The organism is Thiovibrio sp. JS02, from assembly GCF_053485635.1.
Window position 1 is genome coordinate 636,946 of sequence record NZ_CM130715.1, and the last position, 18,024, is coordinate 654,969.

The following is an 18,024-nucleotide window of genomic DNA, read 5'->3' on the forward strand; positions in this document are numbered from 1 at the left end:
ACGGACCGATGAACAGCATGCAGGGCGGTTTCGAGATCTCTCGCGAGATGATTGTCTGTCTTCTGGACAACAACGGCCTCACCTCCTGGTTTCAGCCTATTTTTTCGAGGCGGAGCGGAGAGATATACGGCTACGAGGCATTGGCCCGCCTGCAGGGACGGACTCCTGACAATTTTCACATTGCCAGACTCTTTGCCCAGGCTCAGGCCCTGGGCATCATCTCCAGCCTCGACATGCTCTGTCGGGAAAATGCCCTCTGCCGGGCAGCGGATCTTGGTCTTGCCGGGAAGAATTCCTTTCTCTATCTTAACATCTGCCCGGCCACCCTCATGCATCCGGACCACAAATGCGGGATGACCGACACCCTGGCCGAAAACTGCGGCATCGCCAAGGAGAAAATCATCCTTGAGATCACGGAGCAGGAGGCTATCCGTAATTACAATCTGTTCAAACGCTCGGTGGACCATTATCGGGCCCGTGGCTACAAGATCGCCATCGATGATTTCGGCGCCGGTTACGGCGGCCTCAAGATGCTTTCCATCATCGAGCCTGATTTCGTCAAGGTTGACCGGCACTTTATCACCAATGTCGACAGGGATCCGGTCAAATATAATCTGATCGATGCCCTTTCCACGGTATGTCACAAACTCGGGATCACCGTCATTGCCGAGGGCATTGAAAGACCGGAGGAACTCGCCGTCATTTCCGGCTTCGGCATCGATCTGCTCCAGGGCTATCTCCTGGCCCGCCCCGCCCCTGAGCTGTCTGACCACCGTATTGAGCCGCCGGTTGAAAAATGGGGGGAGCAGACTTGCCAGGCATCCATCTTTACCTCCTGCACCATCGGCAATATCGCCAAACCACTGGAGCCCCTCTCGCCAGCGGAATCCCTGATGACCGCGTACCGGAGGTTTACGGAAAGCTCCTCCCTGCAGGGACTGCCCATTGTTGAAGACAAACGGGTGGTGGGGATGCTGAGCAGAATGCGTTTTCTCGAAAAGCAGTTGATCGGCCCGTATGGCTACGGTTTTGCCCTTTCCACCCACCGGGCCATCGCCGAGGTGCTGGAGCCGGATTTTCTCGTGGTGGAATCCGCGACTCCGGTGGAGGAAGTCGTGCGGGTGCTTCAGGAGCGGCGGGGAGTTCATCTCTACGACGACATCTGTGTGACCCGTAACGGCAAATATGTGGGAACCGTGGCCATCAACGTGCTGCTCAAGGCGATCACCGAGAGGAGCATCCAGCTGGCAAAGGGGGCGAACCCGCTTTCCGGCCTGCCCGGCAACGAGTTCATTCAGCGCACCGTCAGCCAGCTCATCGGCCAGAATGTCCATTTCGATGTCTGTTATATCGACATCGACGATTTCAAGCCCTATAACGATTTTTACGGGTTTGAAAAGGGGGATACGGTGATAAAGAGTCTTGCCGACCTCCTGGTGGCGACGGTGCAGGCGGGCGGCAACGACCGCTTCCGCTTTGTCGGCCACATCGGCGGGGATGATTTCATCGTCATCACCCGGCCCCACGCCTCGGTGCAACTCTGTCAGGAGATTGTCGAAGGTTTTACGCGGCTGCGGGCCGAGTTTCACGGCAGTCTGGAACTGACGCAGGGATTTTATCTGGCCATGGACCGTCAGGGAGAAGAACGCCGATTTTCGCCCCTTTCCCTCTCCATCGGGATTGTCAGCACCGAGCAGTGCAAGGTCAACTCCTACGGGGAGCTGGCCTTTCTGGCCTCGGGTGTCAAAAAGGCGGCCAAGAAGCAGAAAGGCTTTTCCATTGTCCGCAACAAGCGATGTTCCGCGCAGGCGGCGGTGATGCCCCTGGAGAACAAGGCTGCCTGACGGATTATCTTTCATTCCGGCGGCATCGGCCGGGCAGGTTGAGATCCGGCGTCCATGGACCACGGGCAGGGCATGGCCGACTCCGCGAGTGTCGCGGGGCGAATCCGGTTTCCGTTTACGAAAAAACAACGCGGCAAGGGGACGTATGCAGACAGAAATATCGGCAAACCACGAGGCGGCGCAAGGGGATCTTCCCGAACAGGACAGGCAGCGGCTTGAGCAGGGCAAGGACCGTCCGGTGCTGGTGGTGGAGGACGATGAGGACATTGCCGAGCTTCTCCGCTATTCCTTGACGAGACGGGGAGTGGAGGTGGTGGTCGCCCATGACGGCATGGCGGGATTCGATCTTGCCGAGGAGAAGCGGCCGGGGGTGATCCTCCTCGATATCATGCTGCCAAACCTCAACGGCCACGAGGTGTGTCGCCTGATCCGCGCCCATCCGGACCGCGGCCTGGCCCGAACTCCCATCATCATGCTCTCCGCCCTCGCCGGCCATGGGGATATTGCCAAGGGCATGGCTCTGGGCGCCAACGGCTATTTCACCAAGCCTTACGAAATCAAGGAGGTGGTGCGGGCGGTCAGGGATTGTCTGGCCCTGGGCCCAGAGTTTTTTGCGCATGAGGGCGGGGGATTCTGGTGAGCGGGAACTTTCGCGGGCTTCTTACTCCGGCAGGTGGATGGTGAAGGTGCTGCCCCGGCCCGGGGCGCTTTCCACGCGAACATGGCCATGGTGGGCCTGGACGATATGTTTGACGATGGAAAGCCCCAGACCGGTGCCGCCGAGCTTGGCGCTGCGCGCCTTGTCCACCCGGTAGAAACGTTCAAAGATGCGGGCGAGATCCTGCTGGGCAATGCCCACCCCGTTATCCCGAACCATGATGAGCACCTCGTTGCCGGCTTTTTCGCCTTCCACCGTAATGGCGCCGCCCTCCTTGCCGTACTTGATCGCATTGTCCACCAGATTGACCAGCGCCTGTTCCAGCAGGGCGGGGTTGATCCGGGCGTTCAGATCTTCCGGGCAGTGCAGGTTGACGGCCATCTTTTTTTCTTCCGCCCGCCTGTGGCAGGCCTGGATGGCCGCCCGCAGCGTTTCCGCCAGGGGCAGTTCGCCAAGGGCGATCTCCTCGCGTTTCGATTCCTGTTCAATGCGGGACAGGGTAAGGAGGTCTTCGACGATGGCATGCAGCCGTCTGGCCTGTTTGGCGATGATTTCCACGAAACGTCTCGCATCCTCCGGTTCGGACAAGGCTCCGTCCAGCAGGGTCTCCGAAAAGCCTTCGATGGAGGTGATGGGGGTTTTCAGTTCATGGGAGACGTTGGCGACAAAGTCGCGGCGGATGTTTTCCAGTCTGCGCAGCCTGGTGACCTCGTTGATCACGAGGAGTGCGCCGGTGCTTTTTCCGTTGGCATCCGGAAGACGGGTGCCGTGCGCGGAAAAGAATCGCTCCGCGCCGTCTTCGCCGCTGACGGTGATTTCCCCCTCGATGGGTTCCGCGCAGGCAAGGGCCTTTTGCACAAAGCTCTGCAACTGGGTATTGCGCACGGCAACCCGGATGCTTCTGCCCCTGACTTTTTCCAGGTCGACATTGAGGAATTGGGCCCCGGCCTGGTTGATATCAAGGAGGCGTTCCTCGGCGTCCACGGTGACGACGCCCTCCACCATGCTGGAAAATACCGCCTGCAGCTGGTTGTGCTGGCGGACAATGGTTTCGATTCTTCTGTCGAGCTGGGCTGCCATGTCGTTCATGGCCCGGGCCAGGCCCGCCACCTCTTCCGACCCCTCCTCCTTCATCTTGAGGGTAAAGTCGCCGTCGGCGAAACGTTCCGCGCCCAGCTTCATCTCCTCCAGAGGTTTGCTGATCCGTCGGGAGATGAACCAGGCGATGAGGGCGACCACCAGGGCGACCATCAGGCAGCCCCAGGCGATCTGTCTGTGGATATCCCGCAGGGTGTCATCGATGGAGGTCACCGGCACTGCGGTGCGCAGGACGGCGACGTTCTGCTGGCGGTCGACGACGGGAATGGCGACATACATGAGGTTGGCTTGCAGGGTCTGGCTGAAGCGCAGTGAGGGTGCGATCCTGCCGGCAAAGGCGGCAAGGATTTCCGGCCGGTCGCGGTGGTTTTCCATGCGGAACGGCTCTTCATCGGAGTCGGCGAGCACGGTGCCGTCGGGGGCGATTACCGTAAGTCGGGTGCCGGCCCTGTTCCCCGCCTCCTGACAAAAAGAACGCAGGCCCGCGGTGTCGCCCGCGCGCAGAAGCTGCAGCACATTGCTCTCCACCAGCAAGGCGCGCGCTTTCAGGCCCGCCGCGGTCTGGTCGAGCTGAAAGGAGCGGAGGGTGTAGGTGCCGAACCAGGTAAAGGCGAGCAGGGCGGCGATGGTGATGAGAAGCTGGCTCGGGAAAAGCTGCCAGAGCAGGCGGTTAGGATGCATGGGGGTCCCCGGTTGGTTTAAGGAGGTCAAAAAAAACGACTGCAACAGGATAGCACGCGATTGTTAGAAAATGATTAGGATAATGACGATCTTTCGGGGCGGAGAAATTTTTTTCAGAGTGAGACCGCTTTGAGGGTGATGAGGCTGACAAGAAGATAGCGGGCGAATTTGCCGCTTAAGGCCAGGAGAAAAAATTTAGAAAAGCGCATTTGCAGGGCGCCCCCGACCAGACAGAGCGGATCACCTATCAACGGTAGCCAGGAAAAAAGGATGGACCACGAGCCATGGCGGTCATAGAGCCGTTCGGCCCGCTGCCGCGTTGCCGCGTCGATGCGCAGAACCCTGGTGATGAGGAAAGGGCCGCCATGCATGCCGATTGCGTAGGTGGTGCAGGCGCCAAGGGTGTTGCCGATGGTGGCCAGGAAGACCGAGAGGGTGGGATCGCCGCCGTTGGCAAGCAGGGCGACGAGAAGCCATTCCGACCCCAGAGGGATGACGGTGGAGGCGAGAAAGCTCAAGAGAAAAAGGGCTGTATAGCTGTGTTCGCTTATGAAGCTGTCCATCGTAAAAGCTGGCCGCAAGCGTCATCTGCCGTCCCGCCCGCGGAGAAGGGGGCCGACGCTAAAAAAAAACGGCCGTCGACCCTTGGGCTGACGGCCGCGAAACTCAGCGTTCAAAGCTCTTCTTTCTGATCTTTTTGTAGGGGGAAGGTTTGGCGAACTTGCCAGTTCCCGCGCCCTTGCGCCCGGGAAATGCGCCGCTCGGCCTGGGCGCCTTGCTGCCTTCCACCACCTTGACATTCACCTGCCTGCCATTGATGGTAAGCCCTTCGAAGACATCGAGGATCTGCTGACTGAAGCGGCTGTCCGCCTCAAGCATCGCCGTGTTGTCGAGAATTTCGATCTTGCCGATCTTGATGCCGGCAGCGCCGGTGCCGTCATTGATCTGGCCGATGAGACGCTTGGGGTACAGGCCGTCCTTCTGGCCGACATTGAGGTAGAATCTGCTGAAACGGACCCGCTCCCCGGTTTTGCCGGCGAATCTGCTCTCCTGCTCGCGAAACGGACTCTCCCGACGGGCTTCCCGCCCCTTGGGTGCCTCGGCGACATTGAGATCCGGAGCGTTCTTGTAATAGTCGAGGAAGCGGTTGAATTCCGAGGAAACAAAGCGCATGATCAGCTCCTCCCGGTCGAGATCCGCCAGGGAGGCCTTGATCGCGGCAAGAAAGGGGGCGATCTGCGCATGGTTGACCTCCACCTTTTTCAAGGTCTCGATCTGGTGCAGGAGCTGTCGCTCGCACACCTCGCGGCCGGAGGGGATCTGGCCGTGCTCGAACCTGCGCTTGAGCTTGTTTTCTATATCCCGGATCCGGAACCGTTCGCGCATGTGGATGATGGCGACGGAGACGCCGGTTTTGCCGGCCCGGCCGGTGCGGCCGCTGCGGTGCGTGTAGTTGGCGATGTCGTCAGGCAGATTATAGTTGATCACGTGGGTCAGGTTGTTGACATCGAGGCCGCGGGCGGCGACGTCGGTGGCCACCAGGAGCTGAAGGGATCTGCTCCGGAAACGTTGCATCACGTAGTCGCGCTGGCTCTGGGATAGGTCGCCGTGCAGGGCGTCGGCGTTGTAGCCGTCCTGCATGAGCTTGTCCGCCACCTCATTTACTTCCTGGCGGGTGCGGCAGAAGATGATGGAGTACATGTCAGGGGTGATGTCCACCAGTCTGCGCAGGGCCAGGTAGCGATCCTTGGCATGGACCATGTAGTAGACGTGGCGGATGTTTTCCGAGCCGGCATTGCGGGTGCCCACCGTCACCTCCAGGGGGTCGTGCATGTATTTGCCGGCAATGGCCGCGACCGCCTTGGGCATGGTGGCGGAAAAAAGCAGGGTGTGCTTGCTCTCCGGGGTGTCGGCGAGGATGGCGTTCAGCTCGTCCTGGAAGCCCATCTGCAGCATCTCGTCGGCTTCGTCGAGGACAACGGAGCGGACGGCGGAAAGGTCAATGGCGTTGCGCCGCATGAAATCGTGCAACCGGCCCGGGGTGGCCACAATGATATGGGCGCCCTGGTTGAGGGAGCGGAGCTGGGTTTCGATGCTGGCGCCGCCGTACACGGCGCGAACCCTGAGGCCGGGCACATGCTTGGCAAAGGCGGTGATATCCCGGGCCACCTGCATGCAGAGTTCCCGGGTGGGACAGAGTACCAGGCCCTGGGTCTGGCGCAGGGCGGGATTGCTCAGTTGCACCAGGGGAATGCCAAAGGCGGCGGTCTTGCCGGTGCCGGTCTGGGCCAGGCCGACGATGTCCACCGGTCGTTCAAGAAGGATGGGGATGATCTGCTCCTGGACAGGGGTGGGGGCGGTAAAGCCCAGGGCGTCAAGGCCGGTGATAATTTCAGGGCTTATGCCGAGTTCAGCAAAGGTCGTCATGGAAGGTATGTTCCTGCGTAAAAGGCCGGAAGGGGCGCCGGCGGCATGGGGAAAAACGGATCCGTAAAACAGGGGCGCGGCACTGGGCGCTCATGCAACAGCAAGGGGGGCGGCGGAAATTCCGTGGTCTGTTCGCGGCCGCCCGCGAAAAAAAAAAGCCCCGCAAAAATTGCGGGGCTATAACGGTCAGGTCAGCGAATTACATCTGAACTACGTCTGCAGCTGCGGGACCCTTGGGGCCGGCGACAACTTCAAATTGTACACGGGCGCCCTCGTCAAGGCTCTTGTAGCCCTGGCTTTTGATCGCAGAGTAATGCACAAATACATCGCTGCCATTGTCCTGCTCGATAAAACCAAATCCCTTTGCCGCGTTAAACCATTTTACAGTTCCTTGAAACACTTCTACTACTCCTTTGTAATCGGTTTCCTGCCTCGGAAACCATTCTCTAATACTTGCCCGGGGTCATCCGACGGCCCGAACATTGTATCCGTCGCAGCGCCTTCAAACAAAAAAACCGCACTCCTTCGATCTGAGGATTGTGCGGTGCGCTTTTGTACTTCGGGTCGACTACAAACAGATACTACACAATGATCACTATATATACTTGATGTCTGGTGGGAATGCAAGGGAAATATTTCAAACGGTAAAAAACATGACGATTTTGATTTTGTTCGGAAAGGGAGGGCGGAACAGGCATGGTCCTACCCCTCAGGAAACAAAGTGACCGCCTTGAGAGGACAGATGTCAACGCAAAGTCCGCATCCACAGCACAGATCACGGTTTTGGCTGATAACCGGTGCGTTGTCTCGCTGGATCGTGATCGCCCCGCTGGGGCAACTGCCCAGGCAGCGGCCGCAATGGTTGCAGGATGCATTGAAACGCAGCCTCTGAAACAACAGCGTGTACCAGCCCTGATCGGTTTCGGGCCGGGGCCGTAACCGCGCGGCCCGCTGCAGATAGCGGAGTCGTGCGGGAAAATGTTTTCCCGCCTGGCTGGGGGAGTGAATGTCGATTTCGGCCCGCAGAAACTGCCTGGCCGAGTGGAGCGTGGTCCGGCCGAGCAGGCTGAAGAAGGACCGGCGTTCCTCCCGGAAGGTTCGGGCGGGCGTTTCCCTTATGATCCGTAACCGTTTTGCAATATCTGGGATCCGGTTGGTCAGGTGGCATACACGTCTTGCCCAGGCATCCATGGCTTTTCCCCTGGAGCAGTCGTTGCAGGGGGAGAGATGGACATCCACCTCTCCGTCGGTCAGAAGAAAGATGGCGATAAGATCGTGGTCCGACAATCCTTTGAGGCAGGCCAGGGAAAGGTCGGGACTGACGAGGGAATTTCGCAGGCAGGCGATCGTTAGAGTGGATTTGCCTTCAAAAATCAGCCTGTTGCGGAAAGAGTATGCGGAACCCGGCGGTTCGAGGGCCTCGGTGGGGCAGGCGGCAACGCAAGCCAGACAACCGTTGCACGTTTCAAGGTCGAGCCGTACTGTCGTGTCAAGACGAATTGCCCCCTCGGTGCAGGCTGTGGCGCACCGGTTGCATGTGTTTCCCCGATTGCGGTGCCGAAGGCAGCGCATGGGGATAAATTCGGCGACTGTTTCTTCCTGGCTGGATTTGTCGAGCAGTTTCGAGAGCATCAGGCTGTCTCTGTTTGGGCGTACCGATTCAGCAATCCCTGGTCGCTGGTGAGAAAATGCGCCAGGCAATCGGCAAGGGCCGGATAGAAGAAACATGTGGCATTTTCCCGGATCGCCACAGCCAGGGAAGGGACCCACGGCGCCAAAAGGCGATGTACGAAGTCCGTCTGCAAGGCCAGTGAGTTGTAAGCCCCCATCCTGTCTCCGTTTTGGAGAGCATGGGCGGTCAGAGAGGCGAGGTGGCCGACAAACTCCAGTTCAATGGCGATGTGATCCGGCGCGTCCGGCATATCAAGAGCCAGCCCTGCTTTTTCGTAAAAGCGGAGCGCCTGGACGGTGGATTCTCCCATGAGAAGGCCGCTCTTTTCCAGGTAGACGGAGCCATAGGGTGGGGCCTGCAGGGCAAAGGGACCGACGAACAGCGCGGTGTGCGCCGTCAGTAGGGATTCGTTGTCGATGGTTTGCAGGGCCGTGGCCATCCCCTCCGCGGCGGCTGCCGCCGAGGGACATATTGCCGCCAGCAGCGTTGTGAGATTGCCGCAGAGATTTTCCGCCAGGAACAGGGTGCGCTGCGGAGGACAAAAGCAGGCGCTCAGCAGGCGATAGGTGTCGGCGCGGCGCTGGTGTAGAGAAAGATCATTCACTTCCATTTCCGATGTTGCCCGCTGTTCCGGGTTGGTGAAGGATTCGGCCAGGGGGCTGAAGCCCCCTGGCCGGAAACAACGGGATTGCACAAAGATCAGATTTTGTAGTTTCTGATGTAGTACACATTGGGCTTGGTGCCTTTCTCAGGTTGAAGGGTCAGCGGTTTGTGTTTTTTTAGCAGTTGGGAAACCTCGCTGCCCGGATCGGCCATATCCCCAAAAACGCGGGCGCCGGCCGGACAACTCACCACGCAGTAAGGAAGTTCCCCCTTTTTCACCCTGTGTTCGCAGAAGATGCACTTCTCGACGATTCCGGCCCGGCGGACATCCTCGTAATCCGGGTGGTCATACCTTGTCCGGTGCGGCGGGGTGTCGCCGGCCAGCTTGGCAATCTCGGCTCCTGACGTGGTGCAGTTCTTGATCAGCTCGTCCTTGCCGGCAAAGAATGGTTCATAGGGCTGGTCAAATTCATTGAAGCTGATCACGCTGTACTCGCCATCTTTTTTGACCTCCATGCGGCTGTAGGGGCAGGCCTCCTGACAGGCGCGGCAACCGATGCAGCGTTCGTCGTTGTGCATGGTGATGCCCTCCGGGGTTTTGTACATGGCTTTCGGCTCCACCGGGCAGGCCTTGACGCAGGGGGCATTGGCGCAATGGTTGCACAATACCGGCATGGTTTTGTATGTGGTTTTGGGAAACTTGCCCGTGGTTTCATGGAGAAAATCGGCCCAGTTGTGGGTCTGGCCGTTTCCCCGCAGGGCTGTGTTGTTTTCGGTTTTGCAGGCCAGGGCGCAGGCGCCGCAGCCCACGCATTTCTGCAGATCTATGATCATCGCGTATTGCGTCATGATTTAATCCTCCTTTTGTCTTATACACGTTCGATTTTGACGCCGGTGAAGCCGCCATTCCGCACATTGCCGCCGCTCAGCCGTTCCGTGTCAAAAGGCATGAGGGTATTGTTGTTGCCGCCGCGCGGCTGCGCCTTGGCGTAATCTCCGGTCGCGGTTCTGCCATAGGCCCAGTGGCCCTGGCCGTATGCCTTGGCCACCGTGCCGGGCCGCACCCCTTCCCAGAGATGGGCGGTGCATTCGATGCTGCCCGCGACCGAGGTCACCCGGATGGCGTCACCGTCTTTGATGCCGAGCTTCCCGGCATCTTCGGGATTGATCTTCAGTACGTCCTGATGTCCGACATCGCCGGGGTCACAATGCTTGAATTCGTAATACCAGGGGGCGTTCTGGCTGCGGCCCTCGCGGTTGAGACGCGATTTGTAGTCGATGAAGGTGAAGGGGTATTCCTTCTCGCTGCCATGGCGGAAAGGCGGTTCGTAGTGGGGCACGAAGGCCAGTTCGCCCTGGGCGGTGTAGTTGCAGGCCACGAGGATGTCGTCCACCGTGGTCTTGTGCTTATCGGCGTGTTTCGCCAGTGCGTGCTTAAGGGTTTCGGAGTAGAATTCGAACTTGTGGGTCACCGTGCCCTTGGTGGTTTTCTTGCCGTCCTTTTCCTCGTCCTTGCCGAAGTTGCCGCCCCAGCGCTTCTTGTAAGGCTGCGGATCGGAGTTCCACATGCCGCGTTTTCTGAACTCCTCCCAGCCGTTGATCTTGTCGCCGCCCACGTCCTTGCCGTTCCAGATGTCCTGGGTGTAGTACTTCACCGCGTATTCGGTGAACTCCTTGGCGTTGGTCGCTTCCTTGCCGGTTTCCGGGTCCTTGAATTCCTTTTTCAGGAAATCGATCAGGTTCGGAAAGCCCCGTTCCGCGAACTTTTCGCCGAGCAGCCAGGGGAACTCGGTTTCGTCGTTGATCACCTCCCACATGGGTTTGACCACCGGTTGCAGCAGGGTGCACTGGGCGTAGCGGTTCTGCTTCTGTTTCACCCAGCAGAGCTTTTCGTACTTGGAAATGGCGCCGGGCAGGACGATGTCGGCGTACTGGGTCATCTCGGCGGCGTTGGTGGTGATGTGAACGAAGAAGGGGATTTTCGCCATCGCTTTTTCCCAACGTTCGGCGCCGGTGCAGGAGAAAGCGAAATTGTTCATGTAGCCGATCGCCACCTTGATCTCGTAAGGGTCGGCGTTCAGGATGCCGGTGGCCGTGTTGTTGGTGACCACGCCACCGCCCGGTTTGCCCTCCTTGAGGGCCGGCATGGCCTTGGTGCCTCGCTGGTCGATCTTGGGCAGCTTGCTTTGTTTTTTGGCCAGCTCGTCCAGATAGGCGTCCAGTTTCGGCATCTTCCTGGTGGGAACCTTGTTGGAGGGCAGGGTGCCGCCGACATTGTCGATGCCGCCGACCAGGCCGTTTAGGGCATTGACCGCCATGGCTGCATACGCGCCGCGCACCTGCATGGCCGCTCCCGGACCCATCCAGACCGCTACGTTGGGAGCGGCCTTGGCCATGCCGCGCGCCACCCGGATGATCTGTTCGGCCGGTACCTTGGTGATCTCGGCGGCCTTCCTAGGGGTCATGTCCTTGACCGCTAGGTTCCACCACTTGACCACGCCATGGGATTCCTTTTCCGCGAAGGTCTCCTCGTCAACGGTGGAGCCGGCTTTGAACAGGTTTTTGCCGTCCTTGAAATCGCCGACAAACTCCTTGAACCAGAGTCCTTCGGCGAGCAGGACATGGGCGATGGCCAGGGCCAAAGCGCCATCGGTGCCGGGCAGCAGCGGCAGCCATTCGTGGGCCTTGGCCCCGGTGTTGTTCAGTTTCGGGTCCACCACCGCCACCGTGGCATTGTCCAGCATATCGCCCAGCCGTTTGATGGTGGCCGGAATCATGCGGTTGGAACTCACCGGGTCGCAGCCCCAGACCAGGACATACCTGGAGTTGCTGAGGTCATAGTCGCGGTAACCCCACATGCCCTCGGTGTAGTAAGCGCCGAAGTTTTCCGCTTCGGCGCAGATCGAGCTGTGGGAAATGTTGTTGGGTGAGCCGAAGATCTTGGTCACCCCGTCGTAAATGATGTCCCGCATGTAGGTGTAGCGGCCGCGCATGAGCAGGTATTTCTCGGGCTCGCCGGACTTGCGCAGCTCCATCATTCTGTCGGCGATGGTGTTCAGCGCCTCGTCCCAGGAAATGGGCACGAATTTGGGATCAACGCCGCGGCCTTTTTGCGGGTTGGTGCGCTTCATGGGCACTTTAACCCGGTCCGGGTCGTAGAGCTGCTGGAGGGAGAGATGCCCGCGCGGGCAGACATAGCCGTCATTCTGCTTGGAATGCCGGTTGCCGCGCACCTTGACGGCCCGGCCGTCCTGCACGAAGATTTCCACCGGGCACCAGGTGGTGCAGCCTTGGCAGGTGGAGGCTTTCCATTCACCAGGCTTTTCGCCGCCGATGCTTCCCTTGGGAACTTCGGCGAATGCATTCAATGCGCGTCCGCCCAGGGCGGCGGCGGTAATGCCCGTTGCCGCGCTCAATTTCAAGAAGTCACGTCGTTTGATTTTCATTCCCATTCTCCTCCTTTTTCCCACGGATTACGAATTTTGTTGCTTTGCCACAACATGCGGCCATATTCCTGGTGGGTCTGTGTTTGCATTGTGGAAAGGGTGCATGTAACGATCATGATAGAGAAGTTCCCGGGAAGAGACAAGCGGGATTTCCCTGATTTTGTGTAGGAATTTTCCCTACGGCGGCAGTGGCGGAAAGAGGGGGGTTACTGGGAGGAAAGCCTCTGACGGGAAACAAAGTCAACCAGTTCGGCCCTGGTCGCAAGACCGAGTTTGGCCATGGCGCGGGAACGGTAGGTGGCCACGGTTTTTTCGCTCAGAAAATGCTGTTCGGCTATCTCCCGGCCCGTGTAGCCCTTGGCCACGCCGAGAACAATCTGCTGTTCGCGCTGACTCAGAAGCCGCCAGAGCTGTTCGGCCGCCGAGGCGATTGCCCGGCCTTCCTTGTCCGCCGTTTCCGCGGTCTTTATGAAATCGGCCAGCATGGAGGGCTGGATATAGGTGTCGCCCTTCATGACCGCCCGGATGGCATACAGCAGATCCCCGCCGCCCCCTTTTTTGAGGACAAAGCCCCTGGCGCCGCCTTCGAGGGCTCTTTGAAGATATTGCTGTTCCTCGTGCATGGTCATGATAATGATCCGGGATCGCGGGGAAAGCGCCAGCAGTTCCGGGATGAGGTCGAGTCCGCTTCTGCCCGGCAGGGAAATGTCGAGGAGGACGATATCCGGTTGCTGTTCCCCGGCAAGTCCGAGGGCGGCCGCCGGTCCGTCCGCCTGGCCGGTCACCTCCAGGTCTTTTTCCGCTCCGAGCAGCATGGCGAGGCCGGAGGAAAGAAGCTGATGGTCGTCAATGATCAGGATTCGTGTTCTGTTCATGGCATTTTTCCTGCCGGAGGGGGATTTCAAAGGAGATCAAGGCGCCGACTCCTTCGTCGCTGTCGATGTGAAAGGTGCCGCCCAGGAGCTGAACCCGTTCCCGCATGCCATAGATGCCCATGTGTTTTCCCTGGTCGATGGCGGCCGGCGCAAAGCCGCGGCCGTTGTCTTCAACTCCTCCGCGCAGGGTCTTGGCTCTGCCTTCCAGGAAGATGGTGACTTTGCTGGCCCGGGCGTGTTTCGCGATGTTGGTCATCGCTTCCTGGATAATACGGTACACGCAGGTTTCCAGGCAAGGGTCCGCCCGTCTTTCAAGGGCTCCGAGGATATTCAGTTGCACCTGAATTCGGTGCCGCTTTTCGAAATTGCGGGCATACATCTCCAGGGCCGGAATGAGGCCAAGGTCGTCAAGCACGGAAGGGCGGAGATCCATGGCAAGGCCGTGCAGGGCGTCAAGCTCCTGGGTGATGGCTTTCCTGAGCCGCCTAATTCCCTCCCGCTGTTCATGTGTCGTCCCGGCCTGCTCCATGATTTTTAGCTCCACCATGCAGGAGGCGAGGGCCTGGCCGCTCTGGTCATGCAGTTCGCGGGCTATGCGTTTGCGCTCGGCCTCCTGGCCGGCAATCAGTTTCTGGAGAAAATCCTTTTGCAGCGCCTCTTTTTCCCTTCTGATTTTTTCTCCCGTCTCCAAGGATCTTGCCATGGCGTTGAATCCATCGACAAGACTGCCGATTTCGTCGTTGGCCTCCACCGGAAGCATTATGTCATAGGAACCCCGCCTGATCTTCTGGGTGGCGGCGAGAAGCCTGCTGACGGGTTTTGCGATGAGCCAGGAGAGGAACAGGGAAAGGAGGCCGCCCAGAACGGCAATGATAAGGGTGTCGCGCATGAGGGCCCTTATGAGAGAGGAGAGCCCGGCCCGCAGATTGTCCCCCTTTACACCGACCCTGACGTAATTGTTGGTCCCGGCCTGGATCACCTGCTGCGTGTCCCAGATCACTCCCTCGTTGGTGGCCAGCCTGTCCGTCGACTCATCGGGAATTGGCGAAGTCTGCCGGTGGGACAGCAGCAGGTCAAGCGGAAACTGCGTACCAAAGGTGTGGGCCAGCACCTGGCCGTCGTTGTCGACAATGAAGGCATAGCGGAGGTCGGGGCGGTTCTTCACCATGTTGGCAAGGATACGGTTCAGGCCGAAGATGTCGTTGAGGAGAAGATAATCCCGGGCCTGGTAAGAAAGTTCGCGGGCGACAAATCTGCTTTCCTCGCGGAGAACGGCATCGAGATTGGCGTTCAGTTCCTGTCTGACCTGGGAAATGGTGACAATGCTGAAAGAGCCGATAAGCCCGAAGGCCAGGCCCAGTATTTTGAGCCGGAGGGGAACCCCGAGCAGCGCCGGGCGTATTTTTTTAACAAAGGAGTTCATGCTGCGCGTCACCATCGGCGGCCAGGCGTTTTTTTCAGCATGGGTCATGGTCGCCGCATCGGTAACGTTCTGGATCGGGCTCGACAAAACGGTCCACCCCCATGACGGAGAGGGCTTTTCGCCCCTGCTCTTCGGTGTGCGTTGTCAGAAAAATCGCCTTGAGTTGCTCTTTTTTCTCGCGGGCAAGCCGGAGAGGAACCACCACCGGCGGCATGCCGAACTCTCCGGATCGCAGGATCACTCTGCTCTTGGCGGCAACCTCCGGATCACGCTGTTTGAAATAGTCATAAATGACGCTGTCCACGGCCGCGCCGTCCGCAACCCCTTCCATGACGGCGGCAATGGAGCGATCATGGCTGTAGGTGAAAATGATGCGTCCGAAGAAATTCTCCGGGCTTTGTCCCTGTTTTTTGAGCAGGGAAAGGGGATAGAGATAGCCGCTGTTCGAGAGAGGATCGGTAAAGGCGAAAATCCTGCCGCGCAGGGCCTCCAGGTTCTCCGTCTTTGCGGACGCCGGTACGATCAGCAGGGAGCGGTAGGTTGTTTTTCCTTCTATCTGGGGGACGACCAGCAGTTCCATGTCTGTTTTGCCCAGGCTGAAGGCGCCGGTGCAGACAAAGGCCGCATCGACCACGTTCCTGGCCAGCAGGTCGTTGACCTCCTTGTATGTTCTTCGCTGGATGAGCAGGACGCTTTTTCCGGTTTTTTCTTCAAGATAGCGCAGAAATGGTTGGTAGGAGTGGATTGTCCCCTCCGGCGACAAGATGGACGCCACCGCGATCCGCAGACTCGCCTCCTGGGGTTGCGGCGCGACTTCGGGCAGTTGCGACATCCGGTCAAGCCTTATGACCGATTGGGGTTCAGGCGCCCTTCTCTCGCAGCCCGTGACGAGGGTGAGAAGAGCGCAAAAAAAGGGAAGAATCGGAAAAAGGAGAAAGCGGTCGCCAGCCAGTATTGCGGAGATGGGGTTACGGGGGACTACGCGCGCGGGTCGCATGTTTTTTCCGTCGGCCTGCTCTGTTACGGAGACGAGGTCGTGTTGTCGCGGCTTTTCATGATTCTTTCCGCCACCTGGCGGACGTCGGCGAGGCATCATCTCCCCTTCGGGTTCTTTTCGGCGCAGTTGCAGCGGCCGTCTCTTTTTTCGCCTGTTATGCGCTCCAGAATTGTCGACCGGCCGTTTGCCAGAACATCATTTTCAATGTCCGAGACCCGGTGGCCGAAACAGAAACAGATCTGCTCATCCATGGTTTGATAATTCCTCGTGGCCGGGGTTATCCCAGGCTCTCCGGCAGGGTGCGGATGAAGTCGCGGATCTCGTCCCGTACCCGCCGGTAGTGGACCAGCGCTTCCTCCTCGTTTTTCGTGTCTGCCGCCAGCCTGGGCGGGTCGTCGAAGCCGTGGTGAATCACCCTGGTTCCGGCTGGGAAAAACGGGCAGTTCTCGTCGGCGTGTCCGCAGACCGTGATCACGTAGTCGAAATTCCGCTCCGGCAGCTCCGCGGTGGTTTTGGAACGCTGGCCGGAAATATCCACCCCCGCTTCGGCCATGACCTTGATGGCAGAGGGATTCATGCCGTGCTTTTCGATGCCGGCGGAATACACCTGATAGCGGTGGCCGTGCAGGTGGCGCGCCCAGCCTTCCGCCATCTGGCTGCGGCAGGAGTTGCCGGTGCAGAGAAAGAGGATCTTCGGCCTGCTCATGGGGTGCGCTCCTTTGCTCTTCCGGCCTGGTTCAACAGCACTGGGCGACCCGGCATATCGCCTCCCGGATGAATTCTTCCGGTATCGCCTCGAAAACCTGTGTGTTTCTCACTATGGTCCGGCACGACTCTTCCTTGCCGGTGAGCTCTCCGCAGGAGCAGCAGCTGCTTTGTCCGGCTGACGCCATGGGCAGGAGAGCCTCCAGCGGCCTCCCGTTGATGAGGATGAGGTTGGACTGCTCGATTTCCGTCTCGTTCAGATGTGTTTCCGTAAAGAGAATCTCAACGCCCTTGGGGTGGCACTCCTCCTGCAGGCTGCGGATGAGGAGGGCGATTGTCTCCCCAGTCTCTGTGCAACGCTCGCAGGTTCTGCCGTTCTTGTCAAGATGACGCCATTCCACGGTTACTGTTTTCATTGGTATTTCTCCAGAAGAAATTGTTTTTATGCCTCCGACGATTCATGATTTGCAGGCGACATGGCAGATGCCGGTGGGTGTCGGTTTGCTCAGGGGAAAATATTTTTTTCTGAACCAGAGGGCGACATGGACCAGGGTGATCAGCACCGGCACCTCCACCAGCGGGCCGATCACCGCCGCGAAGGCCTGGCCCGAGTCGATGCCGAACACGGCAATGGCCACGGCGATGGCCAGCTCGAAGTTGTTGGAGGCAGCGGTAAAAGACAGCGTGGTGGCCTGCTCGTAGGTGGCCCCCACCTTTTTTGACATGAAAAAGGAGATGGTGAACATGACCAGGAAGTAGATGGCCAGCGGCACGGCGATGCGCACCACGTCCAGGGGCAGCTGCACAATGTAGTCGCCCTTGAGGGAGAACATGACAAGAATGGTGAAGAGCAGAAAGATCAGGGTGAAGGGGCTGATCCGCGGGATCAGCTTTTCCTGGTACCACTCTTCTCCCTTGGCCTTGATCCCGATGAAGCGGGTGAGCATGCCGGCGATGAAGGGGATGCCCAGATAGATGAAGACGCTTTCCGCGATCTGGCCCATGGAAATATTGACCACCGCGCCTTCGACGCCGAACCATTTCGGCAGGATGGTGATGAAGAACCAGGCGTAAACCGGGAAGAAAAGAACCTGAAAAATCGAATTGAAGGCGACCAGGCCGGCGCAATACTCGGTGTCGCCTTCGGCCAGGTCGTTCCAGACGATGACCATGGCGATGCAGCGGGCCAGGCCGATGAGGATCAGCCCCACCATGTACTCGTGGTGGCCGGCAAGAAAGGTGATCGCCAGGCCGAACATGAGGATGGGGCCGACAAGCCAGTTCTGGATGAGCGACAGGGCAAGCACCTTGAAGTCGCGGAACACCTCGTGCAGTTTTTCGTACTTCACCTTGGCTAAAGGCGGGTACATCATCAGGATGAGGCCGATGGCGATGGGGATGTTGGTGGTGCCCACCTGGAAGGAGTTGATGATCTCCTGCACGCCGGGAAAGAGGTAACCCCCCATAACGCCGCTGAACATGGCCAGGAAGATCCAGAGGGTGAGGAACCGGTCGAGAAAGGAGAGTTTTTTTACCTGCTGGGACATGTGCTTGATCCTTACTTGGCTTTACACTGTAGTTTTTTTGTTTACGGG

The 18,024-nt window shown here is 59.0% G+C and carries 16 protein-coding genes; 2 read left to right on the plus strand and 14 right to left on the minus strand.

Annotated elements, in window-relative coordinates; translation table 11 throughout:
- Nucleotides 1-8: 8 nt before the first annotated feature.
- Both ACUUL3_RS03110 and ACUUL3_RS03115 read left to right on the plus strand, forming a co-directional pair.
- Complete coding sequence (locus ACUUL3_RS03110; RefSeq protein ID WP_448554485.1) at nt 9-1,844, plus strand: EAL domain-containing protein; 1,836 nt, start codon at nt 9-11, stop codon at nt 1,842-1,844.
- A gap of 145 nt (nt 1,845-1,989) precedes the next feature.
- Nucleotides 1,990-2,484, plus strand: coding sequence for a response regulator transcription factor (locus ACUUL3_RS03115; protein ID WP_448554487.1), 495 nt, complete (start codon nt 1,990-1,992; stop codon nt 2,482-2,484).
- Between the two features lie 21 nt (nt 2,485-2,505).
- Here the strand turns inward: ACUUL3_RS03115 and pnpS are convergent, their stop codons facing one another.
- From pnpS to arsB, 14 genes are all read right to left on the minus strand, one after another.
- Nucleotides 2,506-4,281 carry a two-component system histidine kinase PnpS gene (gene pnpS, locus ACUUL3_RS03120; protein ID WP_448554489.1) on the minus strand — a complete coding sequence of 592 codons (1,776 nt, stop codon included), beginning with the start codon at nt 4,279-4,281 and terminating at the stop codon, nt 2,506-2,508.
- A gap of 113 nt (nt 4,282-4,394) precedes the next feature.
- Nucleotides 4,395-4,844, minus strand: a complete 450-nt coding sequence (locus ACUUL3_RS03125) for a YqaA family protein (protein WP_448554491.1) — start codon at nt 4,842-4,844, stop codon at nt 4,395-4,397.
- Nucleotides 4,845-4,947: 103 nt separating this feature from the next.
- On the minus strand, nt 4,948-6,708 hold the full coding sequence (locus ACUUL3_RS03130; protein ID WP_448554493.1) for a DEAD/DEAH box helicase: 1,761 nt from the start codon (nt 6,706-6,708) through the stop codon (nt 4,948-4,950).
- A 199-nt stretch (nt 6,709-6,907) separates the two neighbouring features.
- Nucleotides 6,908-7,108 carry a cold-shock protein gene (locus ACUUL3_RS03135; protein ID WP_448554495.1) on the minus strand — a complete coding sequence of 67 codons (201 nt, stop codon included), beginning with the start codon at nt 7,106-7,108 and terminating at the stop codon, nt 6,908-6,910.
- A gap of 302 nt (nt 7,109-7,410) precedes the next feature.
- Nucleotides 7,411-8,340 carry a 4Fe-4S binding protein gene (locus tag ACUUL3_RS03140; protein WP_448554497.1) on the minus strand — a complete coding sequence of 310 codons (930 nt, stop codon included), beginning with the start codon at nt 8,338-8,340 and terminating at the stop codon, nt 7,411-7,413.
- Nucleotides 8,340-8,990, minus strand: coding sequence for a TorD/DmsD family molecular chaperone (locus ACUUL3_RS03145; protein ID WP_448554499.1), 651 nt, complete (start codon nt 8,988-8,990; stop codon nt 8,340-8,342). Before ACUUL3_RS03145 ends, ACUUL3_RS03140 begins: the two co-directional genes overlap by 1 nt.
- Before the next feature lie 89 nt (nt 8,991-9,079).
- Nucleotides 9,080-9,832: a 4Fe-4S dicluster domain-containing protein gene (locus ACUUL3_RS03150; RefSeq protein ID WP_448554500.1), complete on the minus strand. Its 753-nt coding sequence runs from the start codon at nt 9,830-9,832 to the stop codon at nt 9,080-9,082.
- 20 nt (nt 9,833-9,852) lie between these two features.
- Nucleotides 9,853-12,429 carry a molybdopterin-dependent oxidoreductase gene (locus ACUUL3_RS03155; protein ID WP_448554502.1) on the minus strand — a complete coding sequence of 859 codons (2,577 nt, stop codon included), beginning with the start codon at nt 12,427-12,429 and terminating at the stop codon, nt 9,853-9,855.
- Nucleotides 12,430-12,635: 206 nt separating this feature from the next.
- A complete protein-coding gene (locus tag ACUUL3_RS03160; protein WP_448554504.1) occupies nt 12,636-13,304 on the minus strand; it encodes a response regulator in 669 nt (222 codons plus the stop codon).
- On the minus strand, nt 13,276-14,814 hold the full coding sequence (locus tag ACUUL3_RS03165) for an ATP-binding protein (protein ID WP_448554506.1): 1,539 nt from the start codon (nt 14,812-14,814) through the stop codon (nt 13,276-13,278). Before ACUUL3_RS03165 ends, ACUUL3_RS03160 begins: the two co-directional genes overlap by 29 nt.
- Nucleotides 14,762-15,559 carry a substrate-binding domain-containing protein gene (locus ACUUL3_RS03170; protein WP_448554508.1) on the minus strand — a complete coding sequence of 266 codons (798 nt, stop codon included), beginning with the start codon at nt 15,557-15,559 and terminating at the stop codon, nt 14,762-14,764. The genes ACUUL3_RS03165 and ACUUL3_RS03170 overlap by 53 nt, the downstream gene beginning before the upstream one ends.
- A 442-nt stretch (nt 15,560-16,001) precedes the next feature.
- A complete protein-coding gene (locus ACUUL3_RS03175) occupies nt 16,002-16,430 on the minus strand; it encodes an arsenate reductase ArsC (protein ID WP_448554510.1) in 429 nt (142 codons plus the stop codon).
- A gap of 31 nt (nt 16,431-16,461) precedes the next feature.
- Nucleotides 16,462-16,845, minus strand: coding sequence for a DUF2703 domain-containing protein (locus ACUUL3_RS03180; protein WP_448554512.1), 384 nt, complete (start codon nt 16,843-16,845; stop codon nt 16,462-16,464).
- A gap of 42 nt (nt 16,846-16,887) precedes the next feature.
- Complete coding sequence (gene arsB / locus ACUUL3_RS03185; RefSeq protein WP_448554514.1) at nt 16,888-17,976, minus strand: ACR3 family arsenite efflux transporter; 1,089 nt, start codon at nt 17,974-17,976, stop codon at nt 16,888-16,890.
- Nucleotides 17,977-18,024 lie beyond the last annotated feature (48 nt).